This is a genomic window from Mesorhizobium sp. M0894 (assembly GCF_040319725.1).
GTDB lineage: Bacteria > Pseudomonadota > Alphaproteobacteria > Rhizobiales > Rhizobiaceae > Mesorhizobium.
Genome location: NZ_JAMYOG010000002.1, coordinates 236,232 through 253,063, shown reverse-complemented (window position 1 = coordinate 253,063; position 16,832 = coordinate 236,232). Strand labels below are relative to the sequence as shown.

The following is a 16,832-nucleotide window of genomic DNA, read 5'->3' as shown; positions in this document are numbered from 1 at the left end:
TCCGCCACAGCCATAGCCTTACCGGCAATCATTTCCCCCAGCTGCCCCTATTTCAACCGCGATTTTGCCGGCGTGACGCTTTTCACGAATACCTCACGCTGGTTCCAACGCTTTTCTCACGGGCGTGGAGGAGATTATCCGGACGAGGCAGCACTTGTCTCAGGAGGATGCGATGCAACAACGCCCGAACGAGTGGCCTATCTGGCACGATGATCCCAGGGAAGATCCGCGGCTGCGCTACGCGCTGGCGCCGCTGCGCCACGATGTTGCGCTCGCCCGTTATCTTGAGAAGCAGCGGGCCGATCGAGACTCAATGGTGCGCTCGTTCGATCTCCGGACCACGATTGTGCTGATCGCAGATGCCTGGAGGCATTTCCTCAGACGCGTGGTCGCTCGCTGGTGCGCCAACTGCTTTAGTGAGTTCGAGCCTCCCATCAGCCATCTGTAAGCCGGGATCTGGGAAACCTTGGCCCGTCGATCACGGCCGATCGCCTGAGGCCTGAAGCCCTTAGACCCGTCGGCTCTTCGGCTGTCGTCCGCGCGCATGACAGGTCAGGGCGCCTGTCCGTGCCAAGATGCCCGAGATGAGAGCGCAAGGACCGGAGGACGTTATGGACATCTACAGTCTCGCCGCCACACACATTCACACCGCCGCCCGACCGGGGCCGATGAGTGCCCGGGCGGAGGACCGCTACTACTCGGACCAAATTGCGTGGCCGCACCTGAACCAAGGACTGCTTGGGTCGATCGCGATGACGGCCGGCGTGATCCTGATCCTTGGCATAACCCTTATCTGAGGCATGTCATGTTACGAGATGTCAGCCATGTTATGCTGCGACCCGACCTCATCGGAGATCATGGGATGGACGAAAGCGAGGCCGACAAGGCCGCGATCCTGGCTGTGATCCGTGGCGAGACCGAGGCTTGGCTGCAGCGGGACTTCGAGGCGTTGGCGAGCCACTGGGTGCAGTCGCCGCAGACCCGGCGCATGGAGGCCTTTGCCTCGCTGGGTATCCGGGTAGACGAAGGCTGGGACGCGATCTCCGCGCGACTTAGGAAGATCGTGGAGCGGTTCCCGGAGAAAAAGGCCTTCGCGGAGCGCGTCCGGTGGGAGAAGGTCAACGTCATCGTCAGCGGGAATATGGCATGGATCACCTACGACCAGATCGGGACCGATACCGGCGATGATCTGAAGCGCGTGCTCAAAATCATGCATCGGACCGAAGGTGTCTGGAAAATCGGCTGCATGGTGATGATGGAGAGCACCGTTGAACAGGCGACCTGTCCGCTGGTCGAGGTCGACGCCGATGCGCGGATGTTATGGATGAACCGGTTGGCGCGGGAGCGGATGCGTAGCCATCCAGGGCTTATCGTCAGCGCTGGGCGCCTACGCGCCAAACGGCGCGAGCGCGACTTAGCGCTTCGTGACACTGTGAGCCGGGCTTTTGACGAGCTACAGGGCCAGAGACCGCTGAGCGTCGCGCCGAAGCAGGCCTGGGCGGTGGCACTTGGCGAGGACGCGGCGGGGGTGCCGCTCCATTGCTGGGTCTTGCTTGAGGACGGCAAGGCGCTGGTCTCGTTCGACGATGCTGAGACTGTCGCACACCGGGTCGATGTGGCGCGGGAGATCTTTGGTCTCACACCCGCGCAGGTCAAACTTGCCCCGCCTGATCGTCGATGGTCACGACCTGGAGAGCGCCGCAGATCTCCTTGCAGTCAGCATCAATACTCTGCGCACCCAGCTGCAGCGCATTTTCGACAAAACCGGGGTGCGTAGCCAGGCGGCACTGATGCGTTCGCTGCTCAGCGCCGAGGCGCCGAACAAGTAGCACGGCGGTGGCATCCCGCGGCTGAGCGGCACCACCTCCTAAGGCAATGTGTCGGCCCGCCACAGTTTCAGAACAGTTTCAGCGCACCTTCAGGACATACGGATGGAATGGCGGCAGGCTGCTTGCACCGGCTGGAGCCAGGCCCTGTGTCCGTAGTCGGCCCAGACAGGCTTAACGCAGAGCGAAAAGAGATGTCGAAGCTGCATGCCAATCTTCTGCTTCTGTTCGTCGCGGCCCTGTGGGGCTTCGGCAAATATCCAGCAGAATCTCGATCCGCTGAGCGCGGTCGGCATGCGTTGTCTGATTGGCGGACTGCTGGTGCTGCCGCTGATATTTCGGGAAGGGCGGATGATCATGGCCCTTTCGATCGCGCTGCAGCAGATCGGCTATCTCGACACTTCGGTCACCAGTTGCGCTCAAACGTATCGGCAATCGCCTGTCGCGCTACTGGAGAGTGCCGGTGTCTTGGGACCGGACGGCCACCGTCACGGGCGAGGTGTTGGGGACGCGTGAGACCAGCGGGGAAGCCGCCCCCTGCCGGTCGATGGGCGCATCGACTTTATCGCCAGGGCGGAAGGCCGGCGCCTGATCGAGGGGCTGATGCAGCTTCCTCCACGGGTGCGTGGTCGCGTGGCAACCGTGATCGCCGCATTGCGGGAGGAATTGGGGCTCGAGACGCTTGCGGCTGTCTCCTATCTCCATGCCCGTTGATATGAATTCAAGTCGCAGCCCAGTGCAGGAACTCCTCGAGATCGTATGAACTGCCAGCTTCGTCGGTGAATGGCGGTATCGCCCGGGCAAGCAAAACAGTTTCGCCTTGTCTGGCTTGGCTGAGAAGATTTCTAAGCACCAGGAACGGAAGGCGCCGGAGCGTGACCGCGTTCAGCTTTTCCCGCGCCTCATTGCGTCCCCAGCTTGCGGAGCCCCTGACCCGCGCTTCGGTGCGGAACAGCGCCTGCGCGATATTCGGGACGTGAGCCTGAAGCTTGCTCAACTCGTCAAAGACAGCCTTTACCTGCGGATCCTGAAACAGATCGCTCGGATGGGGCAGCTCGTCCTCGTCGAAAGCATGACCCATCATCTTTTCATAGTGCAGCCGAATATCGGTTCCGAGATACGGCGTCATATGTGAAAAGATATGCTCCCACGGCACATGGTAGTCGAGATTGTTCCTCTCGATCATGTCGACGTTGCGCCTGATGTCATTCAGATTTGCTTCCGCATCGAACATGATGAAATCAAAAATCAGCTGTATTCCATAACTCTTCAGAAGATGCAGCGCCTCGTCGTTTTGCTCGGGCGTGGTGTCTTTCGCAAACCGCTTCAACGCGTCCCCGCTGCCACTTTCGATACCCAGTTCGACAGCTCTCAATCCAAGCCTCTGCAGCTCGGAAAGCAGGCTCTTGCCCTTGATCAGCTGGTTCACCCTCGTGGAAAAGCTGAAGGTGATGTCCGCTCGATAGCAGTGAAGCGCTTCCGCCACTTCCAGCGACCGCTTGGCGCTCACGAAGAAGTTGGCGTCCAGAAAGTAGATGTGTCCGTATTCGAGCCCATTCCTGGCTTCCAGCTCCTTCAGGTCGGACACGACCTTGGCCGCGCTCGCTTTTCGCCATTGCCGGCCGATCAGGATGATCGCGCAGAACGAGCAGCTATATGGGCAACTCCTGCTCGAGACCAGTCCCACCGCACGCTTTCGCGTTCCGCTTGCCCTGTCGAAGTAGAACAGCGGGTTCTCTTCGGTTTCGGACTGGAAATCGAAGGCAGGGGCCGGCAGGTCATCCAGGTTTTCCAGGCGGCTTCTGTCGGGCGCTACGACGCTGCGGCCACCGCTCATGTAGGAAATGCCGCTGATTCCGCTCAGCGGCAGCTTGCAGCGGAGTGCCTCGATGACTTCCAGTAGGCTCTCCTCGCCCTCGTTTCTCACGACGAGGTCGATTTCTGGATGCCTTTCGAAAAGCGTGGCATGGGCCGCGCTCGCGTGCGGACCGCCGCCCACGACCACGCAGTGCGGGTTTCGAGCCTTAACGGCTTCGGCCAGCCGATAAGCGGCCTTGGCGTTTATGTTGTAGAACGAGAGACCGACCACGGGATATTCCGCAAGCCGATACCGCTCGACGATCTCGGTCGGATTCATTGAAGAATCGGAGAAGTCGAAACCTTTGGCGCGTACGCCCCGGTCGGCGAGGAACGCTCCGAGGTAGCTCAGCCCGAGTGGCCGCATGCTGCGCTCGCCGTCAGCCGAACCATACGGCACATTCACCAGCGCGATTTCCGTGGCTTTCTCCCGGCGAGCCAACCCGAATTCCTCACATCAATGCCGCGCTACCATCCGGGAGTTATTTGCGCATCGATGCACGTAACTTCCTGCAAGCGCGACGCTTTTCTGTCTTCACCCGGCACGACAATGTTCTCGCTCACCAAAAGCCTCAGCAGCGATTCGACCTCATTGTCTTGGAACGTACCGCTCTTCAAAAGGCGGCCGGCCTTCGATATGCCGACAAGCGCCTCGAGCATACGGGCGCTCGCCGAATTCAATCTCAATATCGTGCCTTCCGTTGCGATGACGATGTCTTCCTCTTCTCGGCGCCAGTAGGCATCGGAGGCCAGATGCCAACGCAGCGATCTCAGCTCTTTCGCGGAGCGTTTCGGCACGGCCGTTGGCTCATTTCTTCTTGGGAGCCGGCTTAACGTCCGCACGACCGGCAACTATAATAAAATCCTCCCCACCAATTTCTATCTTAGCAACGGAAGGATCATTCTTTTCTTCGTCGGTTGCCTCGTCCTCCGGGATGATCGTCACTTTTACTGATATATTTACCCTGCTGATCCGGCGGCTCTTCTTGACCATCCAATCCTCCTGCAATTAGGGCCAGTATATATCAGAATAAGCTAATAAACATTGCACGACCCCCGGTGGCTGTCAAGACGACGGCTAAACTGGTGCGACGGATTTGCTTGTTACGAAGTAAGAATACTCAGCGCCCTGCGGTTCTCGGTCCAGTCGGCGCTCAACTGCGCGCGGCCTCGGCGGCCCTCAACCTCTCCTCAGCAGTTGCGATCAGGGACTGATACCGTGGATGACGGTGCAGGGGGTCGAGGTCGTTGTCATTCTTGACCCAATTCACGAATTGGGCGGGTATCCTACCGATGCAGGATTCCAATAGATCGAAAGCCTCGTCCAACTCCCCGACTTGAGCCATGGCGCAGGCTACATTGTACTGTTCCAGCGTGTCGTCGGGATCGACGACGATGAGCGCGCGCGAAATCCATTCCTTGGCACGCTCGACCTCCCCCAGGTAAGCCAATGCGAGAGCGCCGCTCCCCACCGCATGAGCGTTGTCGGGGCGTACCGCGATCTCCATTTCGGCGCGTTCCACCGACTGCCGCGCCGCAGTGAGGCTTTCGTTGTGCCAGCCGAGCGCCCGGCAGCTCTGGGCTACAAAGCCGGGGGAAACATAGTCCGTATCGAGAAGCTCAGCAGCTCGCTCGAAATGCCTAATCGCCGCTTCATGGTCACCGAATCGTATGTGAGTGCGGCCGAAACAGTAGCGGACGTCATAGGAGTCCGGATCGAGCCGCAGCGACTCCTCGTGCTCCGTGATAGCCTCCTCGTAGCGGCCGAGCTCGCCCAGGATCCGCCCCTTGGCGGCGTGGGCCTCTGCTAATGTCGGATCCAGCGAAAGGGCCCTCTCAGCGGCTGACATGCCCGAGTCCTGCGACATTCCAGCGAGATACCGATCCGCTTGGTAAAGCGCGAGCATGGCCCATGCCTGGGCGTAGTTGGGGTCGATTTCCACGGCACGCCGACAGAATCGGAGAGCTATTTCCACCTGCCGCGGCCCATGCTGCAGGTAATGCCGGCCCAGCAGATAGAGCTGGTAGGCGCGGGGATCATTGGTCGCGCGGTGTTCGATCGCCCGCCTCTCGGCCGGCAACAGCTTGACCTTCAATGCGGCAACAATGGCCTGCGCAATCTGATCCTGCAACGCGAAGATGTCGTTCAGATCGCGGTCGTATCGCTCTGCCCAGATATGATCGCCTCTGGCTCCATCAATCAGCTGCGCGGCAATGCGCACCCGCCCACCGGCCTTGCGGACGCTGCCCTCGACAACGTGAGTAACCTCCAACTGCCTGGCAAGTTGCCCCACATCGACGGCTTTGCCCTTGAAAGTGAAAGCGGTATTGCGGGCGGTGACGGAGAGCGTGGAAACCTTGGACAGGTCGATGATGATGTCCTCCGTAATGCCATCGCTGAAATACTCCTGCTCGGCATCGCCGCTCATGTTGATGAAAGGCAGGACGCAAATCGCAGGCCGCACCGGTCTGGCGCTCGAACGCTCCGCTCTGGGATTTTGTGCTCCACTCGCCTCGACAAGGCTTACCCCGAAAACCCGGATGGGGCGTTCGCCGTCCTTGACGACGTGCTCTCCGAAATCGCCGAACGTCACGGCGAGCCTTCCCGCTATGTGGTCGCGAACAGTCTGGGAAACGACAACGCTTCCAGGGCTGGCCAACGTCTGGAGCCGGGCAGCCACGTTGACACCCTCGCCGTAAAGGTCGTCCCCGTCGACGATCAGATCGCCCAGATTGACCCCGATCCGGAAGCGTATCCGCTGGGATTCCTCCAGATCGGACTGGCACTCGGCGGTTGCCCGCTGGATACCCAGGGCGCAACTCACAGCCGCAACGACGCTCGCGAACTCTACGAGCAAACCGTCGCCCATGAGCTTGACGACCCGCCCCCCGTGTTTCTGGATCTCGGGCAGGACAAGCGTGCTGCGATTGTTTCGCAAACGCTCAAGGGTTCCTGCTTCATCAAGCTCCATCAGTCGGCTGTAGCCGACCACATCGGCGCTCAGAATCGCTGCAAGCCGGCGTTGGACGCTTTCTCCTACCATGTGATGCCTCTGTTCCTGGAGGCCAGACTGGATTGTATGGACGGTCGGGTCAGGAGTCTATCCGAGCGGAAGATGTACTGCCTCAAGTTCGTCTGCGGCGAGATCGGCACCGAGTCCCAAAGGCGGACCACACCTGGGAAACAGACGTCGCTTATAGTGCCGAATGGGCCCCCAGACAGTTCTCTCTTTTGTTCGGGCGCACGCTTCGGAAAACTGGTTCAACTCAATAGGTTGGAAATTTGGCGCGCCCGAAGAGATTCGAACTCCTGACCCCCAGATTCGTAGTCTGGTTTGAACTTTCGGCTATCGCTGCAATCCGAATATGCAAGCGGCCATCGCGCTAGGCAGCACGGCTCGCCAGCACTGAGTGGAGCGCCTCGGGCTTAAGGTGCGTATACCGCTTCAGCATTTTCCAGTCCTTGTGCCCAGTCACCAGCGCAACCTGTTCAATCGTGAATTCAGCCTCGCGATGCTGCACTTCCCAAGATGCCTCTGCAGCATATCGAGGGCCGCGGCCTTGGAGCGGCGAGGGGACTTGCCTACATCGCACATGTCGTCGATATGAAGGTCGATGAGTTCGCCGAAAGTTTTCAGGCGCGCTATACGGGACTTGGTCGGCGTCTCACTACGATCGACTTGGCGCTCGGTTTCGGTTGCCCAGCGTCGTGCGTCGTCTCGGCGCAGGAAGGTCTCGCTGACGTAGCGACCTTTGCGACGGACTTGGACACGCCAGGAACCGGACGAGAGCTTTGTATAGGTGGCCATTTTTCGTGTGCGCTCCGTGTGCACTGAGAGATCGAAACGTGGCGAAAAGGGTCGTATTCTGGCGTAAATTCGTGTGCGCTCGACAGGGTCTAACGATTTGAGTTAAAAGAAAAATGCTGAAATATCAAGACCACAGACTTGCCGTGGCGCCGATGATGGATGGGGTAGATAGATAAATAAAATCAGATAGTTACGATATGTTGTGTGCAAAAATCGCACAAGAAAGTTCTGCTTCTCTTCTTTTTTCGTTCCCACGACGGAGCCGCCGACAGCCCCTTTCCGACGCTCTTCTGCCGACGATATCGACCGCTCCAATGCGGATGTTCGCCGGGATATCCGTGAACCTTATTGCCCGCTCTGCAGCGCCCAGTTTGCTTGGCGTTCTTGGAAGCTTTTCGAACTTTCTACCTAGCGCGCGCAATTCGGCTGGAAGCGGTCCAATGGCGGATTGCACGGTTCGCGGCGTCGGTGCACTCCGGCACGCGAGAGTAGGCCTCGGAGAGGCGTTCTGAATCAGGTCAAAATGACAGGATTTGGTGCGGCATGCCTACATAGGTTTGTCGCCAGCGTCGGCCATTTCGTCCTTGAAGGTAACTTTCGTGCCCTTTTGCACCATCGAGGCGAGGTCTTCGGCATCCCAGTTCGTCAGCCTGATGCAGCCATGCGAGAAGGTCTTCCCGATCTTGCCGGGTTCGGGCGTGCCGTGAATGCCGTAGCTTTCGATGGAGAGATCGATCCATATCGACCCCACCGGATTGTTCGGGCCGGCAGCGATGGTGAAGGGTCGCTTGGTCTTGACGCCCTTGAAAGCGAAGTGGGGATCGTAGTGATAGGTCGGATTGTGCACCACGCGTTTTACCTCTGCCTGGCCACTCGGCGCCGGCTTTTCGTCGCTGCCGATCGAGGCGGGGTAGACTGCAAGTGCTTTACCGGAAGGATCAAGCGCGCGTAACACGCGAGCCTCCTTGTCGACCTCAACCGCGGCAATGGCGGCGCCAGGATCGCCCCGGTCAATATCAGGGACCAGCAACTTCGTGCCGGCCTTTCTAAAGCCGATGCCAGGATTGAGCCTTTGCAACAGGGGTTCGCTGATATGAAAGCGCTCCGCCAGCTTCTCGGCTGCATTGCGATAGCCGAGCCTCGACAGCCGGGCCATCCGCTCCAGGCGTGCCGGAATTCGCTTGGTAAAAGGTCCGCGCACATCCTTGCGCGTTAGCTCATAGGGTAATCAGGACTGGTCTCGAGGAGGTGGCCAACAGCTTGTCCCAGGTCTGCTGAGTGAGCTTGCCATCGGACGGGAATCCGTTCGCCGTCTGGAAGGCGCTGACCGCCTTGGTGAAGCTCTCTCCAAGGTGGCCGTCGATCAGGCCCGGCGAGAAGCGGCGCGCGATCCAAAAGAATTTGCGCCTTCAGAACGGCTGGGTTGAAACCCTTTGGGGTGTCGGATGCGAATTGAGCCTGGTTGACGGCGCTCAGGTCCAGCATAGCCGCTTCCGCCCCGCCACAAGCGAAGAGCAACGCTGCGGCGACAACTAGGAGCCTGATCATCGATTTCACTCCGGAGGGGAATCTCCCTATATGACGCGGCACGGGCCTATTAGGTTCCGTTCTCTCGGCCCAAGGCAGTTGTTATTCAAGGCTTTAGCACCAGGCGCGACCTCGTAACGGTCCTCACATCCAGTCGGACAAAGTGGTCGAACTCGCTCCGGACAGGGTCGCAACGACACCCAGCATTACATGTTGCTCGCGGAACTTTTGTGAAGCTGAGCCCTTCCTTCATTTGAACCGTGGAGGAGGTCTAAATGGCAAGTCTGGGAAAATTGGCGATCGCGATGCTTGGCGTCCTGGCATACCAGAATCGCGACAAGATCGGCGATATGATCCGTGAAGCGGGAAATTGTAATCCCAACGACCCGCAAGGCCGGATTCTGGATCAGATATCGAAAGGGGTGTCCGGTACGGCCCTTGGCGACATCCTCGACCGATTCAGAGGGGCAGGGGTAGGATCGAAGGTCGACTCTTGGGTTGGCACCGGGCCGAACGAGCCGATTCAGCCAACCGACGTGGAAGCGGCCATTGACGAAGACACGCTCACTTCCCTTTCGATGCAGACGGGTCTTTCGCGCGAGGACCTCATCCGCAGGATCGCGCGAGATTTGCCCGAGGCTGTCAACAAGATGACGCCACATGGTGATTTGCCGGCTGAGCCAGTGCAAGGCTCGGATGAGACCACCCTGCTCGACGACGTGCCCCCGCGTGGGCCGCAAGCCGAGAATTCAGCCAGCGACGTCTAGAGTGACAGTTCTAGACCGGGGAGGTCGGGTAAATCGCACACACCCGGCGGCTGGGATGCGCGGGCAGGGCCATCCCGACCCTGCGGCAGAAAAAGCAATCGCCGAGCTGAATCTATTGGCCTCTTTACTTGATTCCCGCTGGCGCATTCCGGGAACGTCAGTTCGTTATGGACTGGATGCCCTGGTGGGTCTGGTGCCCGTACTCGGAGATGTGGCGACGGGCCTGGTCTCGGCCTATATCGTCTTGCGAGCCCGAAACTGCGAGGCTGGAAATGGCTTGGTCGCCCGCATGTTAGGCAACGTGCTGCTTGATACGGCGGTAGGAAGCGTTCCTATTCTCGGGTCGATCTTCGATGTCTATTTTAAGGCGAACAATCGCAACATAAGGCTGCTCCGCCGTTACCTCCAGAGGTAAAGGCCGAAGGCCTGAATGCGGTGGCACGCAACTGCCGTAAGGGTCAACTGTGCGTCAAGCGCTCCTGCTGGTTCGCGTGGAGGATAGAACTTCTCACCCTGCAATGTCTCCCCGGTTGCCAGGTTCGAAGCGTCCCTTCGCTCAGCTTGGCGACGATCCGATTACGAGTTGGGCAAGCCAGGCAGCATCTGCCTCAGCACGCGATCGTGTAGGAAGACATGGTGAAAGATAGCCGCGGCGGCGTGCAGGCCCGCGAGCCACATGAGGACATCGCCGAGCGTGCCATGAATCTCGGCAAGGGATGCGCCGGGGGCCCAGGCGCCAAAGAATGGGCCAAGGGCGCCGAGGCCGTATACCGTGACCGGGTGGCCGCCAAACCATGCACCGAGTATCGCCGTCGCAGGGACGGCGAACAGCAGCGCGTAGAGCGCCCAATGCGTTATCTTCGCCGCGACATCCATCCAGAGAGGCATGGGCGGCGACTCCGGAATACGGTCGAAAAAACGCCACGCCAGGCGTATGACGAGCAGCACGAAAACGGTGAAACCGAGCGATTCATGAAGCTGCAGCGTGGCAGCGTTAGCCGGCGCATAGACGCGCGTTGGAGGGCCGCCTTGCGAGACCAGGAAGGCGACGAGTACGAGCAGCGCCGTAAGCCAGTGAAAAGCTTGGGCGAGGCTGCCGTAGCGAATTCTTGTACCTGATATCGACATGAAGGGCTCCGAAACGGTGTCGGAGACTATTTTCTCCGAAGCTGGCTTTAGTGTGCCTGTGAAAATGCGCAGTCAGGTCGATCGTTGGACAGTGGGCCACCTCCTGGTCTGCCTTTGCTGGCGCGGAATCGAGTCCTTAGTTTGCTGCCTCCCCAGCATCTCTTGCCGCAAGCGAACCGAGCGCCGACCAGTCGAGATTGTCGCCGCCATGGGCGAGCAGACTCAGGAAACGGTCACGCAGAAGGCTGGCGATGGGAAGCGGTACGCGCAGTTCTTCAGCCGCCGCGAGCACCAGCCGGATGTCCTTCTGGCCGAGTGGTGCGGCGAAGCCTGCCGGCTCGAATTTTCGATCGACGATCAGCTCGCCATAGGTCTTATAGACAGGAGCGCCAAACAACGTCGAGGTGAGCATATCGAGATACTGGTGTCGATCGACGCCGCCCTTGCTCACAAGCGCAATCGCCTCGCCGAGGGATTCGATAACCGAAGCAATCAGGAAATTGCCGCTGAGTTTCACGAGATTGGCGGCCTTGGGCGCTGGCCGGCTGCGGCGTGATCAGCTGTGAGCCGCTCCGCCAAGGCAACACTAATCGTACTGGAGGAGACATGGATCGCGCCTTTGGCCAGGCTCGCTAGCACGCGTTGGTCGCTTCGTCGCTGCTCCCGTGTTCGGTCGGCCTGAGGCTGCTGCGGACGGAAAGCTCTTTGTCGTTGCCGCCGGCGAGTCGGAGGCGGTCACGACCGCAACTCCGTTCTTCGACGCCGTTGGGCAGAAGACATTCGTTGTCTCCGAGACGCCATACACCACGCTTTCGACCGCGTGGTCGTCTGCCAGCATCGTCACGACGATCTCGCCATCGCAGGCTTCCGCAACCTCGGCGGCAGACCGGGCGCCCATCTGGACGAGCTCATCGTCCTTGCCGGGCGTCCGGTTGTAGACGGTAACGTCATGCCCGGCCTTCAAAAGGTTGGCTGCCATTCCAGCACCCATGCGCCCGAGTCCAATGAAACCAACATTCATAAGGGGTCTCCTTTGTCGGTGACCGAGCCCAGATCCAGTTCGCTCCGTCTTGGATAAGCGCTCTGAAGCGGCTGCGGGGTGGGGATCGATGCTGCCTCGGACTCTGGTCCGATCGCAGGGATCATCCAGCATGCGCTGACGATCCTACTCCATTTCTTCGTCGCGACGGCTGTGCTTTGAGTTCTCGGGTGCCGTTTTGCCCCCAGGACGAGCGGAGCGAACGGCCGGTACTCCCACACGGCGCCAGCGCCATCGTCAGACATATTTCCGCCAGTCATGCTCCTCGCGGAATCCGAGTACCTCGCGCGCCTTGCGGTTGGACAGCGGCGCTTCGAATTCGCCCATCGGGCGGGTGACCGGCACGTCAGGGCACCAGCGCCTCAAAAAGGCCTCGGTCGGCTCATTGGCGGTGATCGTGTCGTTAACGGCGTTGAAGACCTGGAAACCGAGCCCGTCTTTACGAACGCAAAGATCGACGATCTGACCCAAGTCGCGTGCGTCGATATAGCTCCAGGCATTGCGCTTGCGCGACAACGGATCGGCGACGAAACTCGGGAACCGGTCGTATTCATGCGGCTCGATCACATTGCCGATGCGAAGCGCATAGATGTCTGTACCGAAGCGCATGGCGAAGGCGCGCGCCGTTTTCTCGTTCACCACCTTGGACAGGCCGTAGCTGTCCATCGGGTCGACATCGTAATCCTCCTCCAGGGGAAATTGGTGGAAGTCCTTGTCGCCTTCGGCGAAGCAGACGCCATAGGTCGTCTCACTGGACGCGATGATGATCTTGCGGATGCCGAGCTTTGTCGCCGCCTCGATGACATTGTAGGTCGAAACGACATTGGCCTGGAAGGTGACGTTGTCGGGGCGCAACAACAAGGCGGGGATGGCGGCAAAATGCACGACAGCATCCACCGGTGCAGGCCCCTTGCCGGTGGTGAGCCCAGTGCTGTCGAAATGCATCGACAGCGCGTTGAAGGCCTGCCCGCTGTCGGTGAGATCGGTGATCAATGTCCTGACACCGGGGTGGGCGAACGGTACCAGATCGAGGTTGAGCACCTCGTGGCCGCGCTCCAACAAGTAGGGAATGGCGTGCCGGCCGGCCTTGCCGGTGCCGCCGGTAAAGATGATGCGCTTGCCTGGGGTATCGGATGCGGACATGCTGAACCTCCTTTGATGTTTATCGATGCGGATCGCGTGCCGCCAAAGTCAGCGGCCACCCTCGATCTTTCGGTGGCGCTGGCTTATACCGCCCGTTCCATAGGGATATTCCGACATTTCCGGTTTGCTCGCAGCGTTGAGTTCGGCAATGTTTTCGTCCGTCAGCGTCAGCTTGGCCGCACCGAGATTGTCGGCCAGTTGCTCTCGTGTCCGAGCCCCGAGAATAACCGACGTGACCGCTGGCTGTGCGGCGACCCATGCCAGCGCGACCTGCGCCATGCTCGCCCCAAGCGCTTTTGCGATATCTTCCACCGCCCCAATCACGTTCCAGGTGATTGGCTTGGCGTTGCGGGCGGGGAACGCTTCCATGCCGCGTTTGGGATTTTCGCCAAGGCGCGTGGCGCCCGCCGGCATCTGGTCGCGCTTGTATTTACCTGAGAGCCATCCGCCGCCCAGCGGCGACCACGGCAGCAGGCCGATACCGGCGTCGAGCGCGGCCGGCACAAGCTCATGTTCGATGTCACGGACCAGCAGGCTGTACTGTGGTTGTAGCGTCACGGGTGGCGTGTAGCCATTGGCTTTGGCCAGCCACACCGCCTTGGTCAGATGCCAGCCCAAGAAGTTCGAGTACCCGTAATAGGCAATCTTGCCGTTACGGATCGAGTCATCGAGAAAGCGCAGCGTCTCCTCCAGCGGCGTCAGCGCGTCCCAGGCGTGCATCTGGTAAAGATCAACCTGCTCGACGCCCAGGCGTTTGAGCGAGGCATCGAGCGCTGCCCCAAGATGCTTGCGGGACAGGCCGAGATCGTTCGGTCCCGCGCCCATGGGGAAACGACCCTTGGTGGCGATCACCAGATTCTTGGCGATTCCTGGCTTGCTCTTGAGCCAGCGGCCGATAATTTCCTCTGACACGCCGGCGCTGTAGACGTCGGCGGTATCGATGAAATTGCCGCCAGCCTCGACATAATCATCCATAAGCGCGAACGATGTAGCTTCGTCGGACTCGTGTCCAAAAGTCATGGTGCCGAGGCAATAGGCCGAGACGACGGCGCCACTGTTGCCGAGCTTGCGATAGTCCATGTTCTTGCTCCTTCAGGATCTCAATCGGGCCTATCGCGTTGCCGGCCCGATGCCATCGTCTCCTCAGGCTGCCTTTGATTGAACCCGCCAGAGGTCGACGCCGCCCTCGGTTGCGTACCCGTCGATTTTGCGGAGTTCTTCGGCATTGAATTCGAGATTCTCCAAAGCGCCGAGGGTATCATCGAGTTGGGCGACGTTGCGCGCGCCCACCAGCGCGCTGGTTACGCGTGGATCTCGCAAGGTCCACGCGATCGCCATCTGGGCTAGTGTCTGCCCACGGTCGTTTGCGATCGCGTTCAGTCCGCGGACACGCTCTATGTTTGCATCACTCAGCAACTTTGTGTCGAACGAGCCGCCACGCGCCGCACGCGCGCCGTCGGGGACGCCATTCAGATACTTTGATGTCAACAACCCCTGAGCCAAAGGCGAGAATGCGATACAGCCGGCACCAAGCTCTTCCAGCGTATCGAGCAACGCATCCTCGATCCAGCGGTTCAGCATGGAGTAGGAGGGTTGGTGGATAAGCAGGGGAATGCCTTCAGCGCGCAGGAGGCGCTCGGCCTCCCGCGTCCGCTCTGGCCCATACGATGAAATGCCGACGTAGAGCGCCTTGCCTTGCCGCACCATCTGCACGAGCGCGGCGATGGTTTCCTCGAGCGGAACATCCAATGTCGGGCGGTGGGAATAGAAGATATCGACATATTCGACACCCATTCGCTTCAGGCTCTGTTCGAGCGATGCAAGCAGGTGCTTGCGGGATCCACCCGCGCCATAAGGACCCGGCCACATATCCCAACCGGCTTTCGAGGAGATGACCATCTCGTCGCGGTGGTTCGAAAGGTCCTTTTTGAGGACCAGTCCGAAATTCTCTTCCGCCGACCCGTAGGGCGGGCCATAATTGTTCGCCAGGTCGAAATGAGTGACCCCCTTGTCGAAGGCGCGCCGGATCACCGAGCGGCCGGTCTCGAAGACATCTTGACCACCGAAGTTCTGCCACAGGCCCAACGAAATCGGCGGCAGCTTCAGCCCCGACCGACCACAGCGGCGGTAGGCAATCGCGTCGTATCTCTTGGCATCTGCAACGTACATTTAGCCTCGTATTTGTATTGCATGCGCCATTTCGGGTCACGGCCGCGCAACTTTCGACGGTTTGAATAGCATCGTCGATTAATGAATCAATGGGTGAGAGGTAATCGGATCAATGAGCTGTGCTCATCGATGGCCAATTGATTGTCAACATGGTCCGGCCTCCGCGAAGGTCATTTCAGCGGATTGATATCGCGTATCACCTGAATGAGGGCACTGATCCCGAAGGGCAGTTGCCGGCGACTCGAATAGTACATGGACAATGGTGGGCCGATTGAAGACCATTGCGGCAATGCCACTTCCAGCCGCCCTGCTGCAAGGTGAGGGCTAGCGAGCTTTTCCAGGCAATAAAACAGACCAAGACCGTCGATCGCAGCATTGATGGCGAAGGCAGACTCACTTGAGATGAGGGAGCCAGGAACGTCGATCTCGCGCCGATCGTCGCCCTGCTCGAATTCCCATTTGTAAATCTGCCCTCGCCCCGTGCGGATCCGAATACATTGATGGGAAAGAAGATCGTCAGGCAATTCCGGCCGACCGCGGCGCTCGAAGTAACCCGGCGCACCGACGACCACCCACTTGAGTGGTGGCGTCAATGGAATGGCGATCATGTCCTCGGGTATCGTGCCACCATATCTGAGACCGGCGTCGAAGCCTTCCGCAGTCACGTCGACGAAGTGATCGTCGACCGCAATCTCCAATTCGATGTTGGGAAAGCGCTGCAGGAAGATCGGCAATGCCGGGCGCAAAAGCAAAATCGACGCATCACGCAGTACATTCAACCGCACACTCCCGGCGGTCCCTTCATGGTGCCCGTGCAGTTCTTCCAGCCCGGAATTGATAAGATCGAGGCCAGCACTCACTTTTTCGGCAAGCGCGCTTCCTGCTACCGTTGGAGCAACGCTTCGGCTTGTCCGGTTTAGCAGCCTTACGCCAAGTCGCTCTTCAAGCGCTTTCACCCGGTGGCTGAGTGCTGATGCGGTTACGCCGAGATTGTCCGCCGCCTTTCTAAAACTGCGATACTGTACGATGAGCAGGAATATCGAAAGGTCGTACACTTCAGCGCGACTGAGCGACATAACAACTCCCATCATCGAGATCGCCACGGCCTGGGCGTTGGTCCAGAGATAAAAACTCACCGATGTGGCATTGAGCAGACGACATCGAAATCCTCACGATTGATCCACCATGCCACAGAAAAATACCGCCGCCACCCGCAAGACGTGTCGAGCCCACGAGTGCGCCGAACCGTGCCCTGGCCGGCCGTGACGGGTGCTCTCCACGTTGAAAGCGAACCACTCGTCGATTTCGGTCGGATTGGGGGGACGCGGAAACTCGTCGACCGCGCCTTTCTCGAAATTTGGCACGCAGCCGGTGACGGCCCAAATCATTGCCTCTCCAGATCACGCGCCGAAGGTTCTTTCTAGAACTCCTAGCGAACCCGAGCAGACCTGACAGCAGTTCTCAACCAATAAAGGACCTATGACTTCAAAAAACTGCCGGATACCGCTCATACCGCTGCCAGGGAAGAACTCACTCCCGCTCGATGTCTAATCCTCGACCCGCTGTG

At 59.6% G+C, this 16,832-nt stretch carries 18 protein-coding genes, 1 tRNA gene and 2 pseudogenes; 6 read left to right on the top strand and 15 right to left on the bottom strand.

The features are described 5' to 3' along the window. The first annotated feature begins 172 nt into the window (after positions 1 to 172). From NKH91_RS04565 to NKH91_RS04550, 4 genes and pseudogenes are all read left to right on the top strand, one after another. Positions 173 to 448, top strand: a complete 276-nt coding sequence (locus NKH91_RS04565; protein ID WP_352640878.1) for a hypothetical protein — start codon at positions 173 to 175, stop codon at positions 446 to 448. 163 nt (positions 449 to 611) lie between these two features. After that, complete coding sequence (locus tag NKH91_RS04560; RefSeq protein ID WP_352640876.1) at positions 612 to 797, top strand: hypothetical protein; 186 nt, start codon at positions 612 to 614, stop codon at positions 795 to 797. 8 nt (positions 798 to 805) lie between these two features. Beyond that, positions 806 to 1,829, top strand: a pseudogene (locus NKH91_RS04555) (LuxR family transcriptional regulator). A 204-nt stretch (positions 1,830 to 2,033) separates the two neighbouring features. Continuing rightward, on the top strand, positions 2,034 to 2,342 hold the full coding sequence (locus NKH91_RS04550; RefSeq protein WP_352844039.1) for a hypothetical protein: 309 nt from the start codon (positions 2,034 to 2,036) through the stop codon (positions 2,340 to 2,342). 205 nt (positions 2,343 to 2,547) lie between these two features. Here the strand turns inward: NKH91_RS04550 and NKH91_RS04545 are convergent, their stop codons facing one another. The 8 genes from NKH91_RS04545 to NKH91_RS04510 form a co-directional block, all read right to left on the bottom strand. Then, complete coding sequence (locus NKH91_RS04545) at positions 2,548 to 4,125, bottom strand: B12-binding domain-containing radical SAM protein (protein ID WP_352844037.1); 1,578 nt, start codon at positions 4,123 to 4,125, stop codon at positions 2,548 to 2,550. Positions 4,126 to 4,151: 26 nt separating this feature from the next. Further along, complete coding sequence (locus NKH91_RS04540) at positions 4,152 to 4,481, bottom strand: hypothetical protein (protein ID WP_352844035.1); 330 nt, start codon at positions 4,479 to 4,481, stop codon at positions 4,152 to 4,154. 10 nt (positions 4,482 to 4,491) lie between these two features. Then, positions 4,492 to 4,677, bottom strand: coding sequence for a hypothetical protein (locus tag NKH91_RS04535; protein WP_352816180.1), 186 nt, complete (start codon positions 4,675 to 4,677; stop codon positions 4,492 to 4,494). 160 nt (positions 4,678 to 4,837) lie between these two features. Next, positions 4,838 to 6,727 carry an adenylate/guanylate cyclase domain-containing protein gene (locus NKH91_RS04530; RefSeq protein ID WP_352816178.1) on the bottom strand — a complete coding sequence of 630 codons (1,890 nt, stop codon included), beginning with the start codon at positions 6,725 to 6,727 and terminating at the stop codon, positions 4,838 to 4,840. A gap of 240 nt (positions 6,728 to 6,967) precedes the next feature. Then, positions 6,968 to 7,037: transfer RNA gene (locus tag NKH91_RS04525), tRNA-Ser, on the bottom strand. Between the two features lie 119 nt (positions 7,038 to 7,156). Then, positions 7,157 to 7,492, bottom strand: a complete 336-nt coding sequence (locus NKH91_RS04520; RefSeq protein WP_352640863.1) for a hypothetical protein — start codon at positions 7,490 to 7,492, stop codon at positions 7,157 to 7,159. Positions 7,493 to 8,039: 547 nt separating this feature from the next. Next, the gene (locus tag NKH91_RS04515; protein ID WP_352950956.1) at positions 8,040 to 8,648 is read right to left on the bottom strand and encodes a L,D-transpeptidase; all 609 of its coding nucleotides are present in this window, start codon (positions 8,646 to 8,648) and stop codon (positions 8,040 to 8,042) included. Between the two features lie 61 nt (positions 8,649 to 8,709). After that, the gene (locus NKH91_RS04510; RefSeq protein ID WP_352883858.1) at positions 8,710 to 8,856 is read right to left on the bottom strand and encodes a peptidoglycan-binding domain-containing protein; all 147 of its coding nucleotides are present in this window, start codon (positions 8,854 to 8,856) and stop codon (positions 8,710 to 8,712) included. 438 nt (positions 8,857 to 9,294) lie between these two features. Here NKH91_RS04510 and NKH91_RS04505 point away from each other — a divergent pair, with 438 nt between their 5' ends. Both NKH91_RS04505 and NKH91_RS04500 read left to right on the top strand, forming a co-directional pair. Continuing rightward, positions 9,295 to 9,786, top strand: a complete 492-nt coding sequence (locus NKH91_RS04505) for a YidB family protein (RefSeq protein WP_352883627.1) — start codon at positions 9,295 to 9,297, stop codon at positions 9,784 to 9,786. A 55-nt stretch (positions 9,787 to 9,841) separates the two neighbouring features. Continuing rightward, entirely contained in the window at positions 9,842 to 10,201 is a 360-nt protein-coding gene (locus tag NKH91_RS04500; protein WP_352883625.1) for a DUF4112 domain-containing protein, read from the top strand. A 161-nt stretch (positions 10,202 to 10,362) separates the two neighbouring features. On the opposite strand, the gene NKH91_RS04495 is transcribed toward NKH91_RS04500, so the two are convergent. From NKH91_RS04495 to NKH91_RS04455, 7 genes and pseudogenes are all read right to left on the bottom strand, one after another. Beyond that, positions 10,363 to 10,914: a cytochrome b gene (locus tag NKH91_RS04495; RefSeq protein ID WP_352883623.1), complete on the bottom strand. Its 552-nt coding sequence runs from the start codon at positions 10,912 to 10,914 to the stop codon at positions 10,363 to 10,365. A 136-nt stretch (positions 10,915 to 11,050) separates the two neighbouring features. Next, positions 11,051 to 11,935 (bottom strand): annotated as a pseudogene (locus tag NKH91_RS32330) (NAD(P)-dependent oxidoreductase). Positions 11,936 to 12,190: 255 nt separating this feature from the next. After that, positions 12,191 to 13,096: an NAD-dependent epimerase/dehydratase family protein gene (locus tag NKH91_RS04475; RefSeq protein WP_352883619.1), complete on the bottom strand. Its 906-nt coding sequence runs from the start codon at positions 13,094 to 13,096 to the stop codon at positions 12,191 to 12,193. A 48-nt stretch (positions 13,097 to 13,144) separates the two neighbouring features. Further along, a complete protein-coding gene (locus NKH91_RS04470; protein ID WP_352883617.1) occupies positions 13,145 to 14,176 on the bottom strand; it encodes an aldo/keto reductase in 1,032 nt (343 codons plus the stop codon). A 63-nt stretch (positions 14,177 to 14,239) separates the two neighbouring features. Beyond that, positions 14,240 to 15,265, bottom strand: a complete 1,026-nt coding sequence (mgrA, locus tag NKH91_RS04465) for an L-glyceraldehyde 3-phosphate reductase (RefSeq protein WP_352883615.1) — start codon at positions 15,263 to 15,265, stop codon at positions 14,240 to 14,242. A gap of 170 nt (positions 15,266 to 15,435) precedes the next feature. Beyond that, positions 15,436 to 16,401 (bottom strand): LysR family transcriptional regulator, encoded by a 966-nt coding sequence (locus NKH91_RS04460; RefSeq protein ID WP_502898970.1) that lies wholly within the window; start codon positions 16,399 to 16,401, stop codon positions 15,436 to 15,438. Positions 16,402 to 16,434: 33 nt separating this feature from the next. Further along, complete coding sequence (locus NKH91_RS04455; protein WP_352883613.1) at positions 16,435 to 16,653, bottom strand: hypothetical protein; 219 nt, start codon at positions 16,651 to 16,653, stop codon at positions 16,435 to 16,437. Between the last annotated feature and the right edge of the window lie 179 nt (positions 16,654 to 16,832).

Bases quoted from the DNA above. Each gene is read 5' to 3' on its own strand.
- NKH91_RS04565 (WP_352640878.1), top strand. From the start codon at position 173: ATGCAACAACGCCCGAACGAGTGGCCTATCTGGCACGATGATCCCAGG.
- NKH91_RS04560 (WP_352640876.1), top strand. From the start codon at position 612: ATGGACATCTACAGTCTCGCCGCCACACACATTCACACCGCCGCCCGA.
- NKH91_RS04550 (WP_352844039.1), top strand. From the start codon at position 2,034: ATGCCAATCTTCTGCTTCTGTTCGTCGCGGCCCTGTGGGGCTTCGGCA.
- NKH91_RS04535 (WP_352816180.1), bottom strand. From the start codon at position 4,677: ATGGTCAAGAAGAGCCGCCGGATCAGCAGGGTAAATATATCAGTAAAA.
- NKH91_RS04530 (WP_352816178.1), bottom strand. From the start codon at position 6,727: ATGGTAGGAGAAAGCGTCCAACGCCGGCTTGCAGCGATTCTGAGCGCC.
- NKH91_RS04520 (WP_352640863.1), bottom strand. From the start codon at position 7,492: ATGGCCACCTATACAAAGCTCTCGTCCGGTTCCTGGCGTGTCCAAGTC.
- NKH91_RS04515 (WP_352950956.1), bottom strand. From the start codon at position 8,648: ATGGCCCGGCTGTCGAGGCTCGGCTATCGCAATGCAGCCGAGAAGCTG.
- NKH91_RS04505 (WP_352883627.1), top strand. From the start codon at position 9,295: ATGGCAAGTCTGGGAAAATTGGCGATCGCGATGCTTGGCGTCCTGGCA.
- NKH91_RS04500 (WP_352883625.1), top strand. From the start codon at position 9,842: ATGCGCGGGCAGGGCCATCCCGACCCTGCGGCAGAAAAAGCAATCGCC.
- NKH91_RS04495 (WP_352883623.1), bottom strand. From the start codon at position 10,914: ATGTCGATATCAGGTACAAGAATTCGCTACGGCAGCCTCGCCCAAGCT.
- NKH91_RS04475 (WP_352883619.1), bottom strand. From the start codon at position 13,096: ATGTCCGCATCCGATACCCCAGGCAAGCGCATCATCTTTACCGGCGGC.
- NKH91_RS04470 (WP_352883617.1), bottom strand. From the start codon at position 14,176: ATGGACTATCGCAAGCTCGGCAACAGTGGCGCCGTCGTCTCGGCCTAT.
- mgrA (WP_352883615.1), bottom strand. From the start codon at position 15,265: ATGTACGTTGCAGATGCCAAGAGATACGACGCGATTGCCTACCGCCGC.
- NKH91_RS04455 (WP_352883613.1), bottom strand. From the start codon at position 16,653: ATGATTTGGGCCGTCACCGGCTGCGTGCCAAATTTCGAGAAAGGCGCG.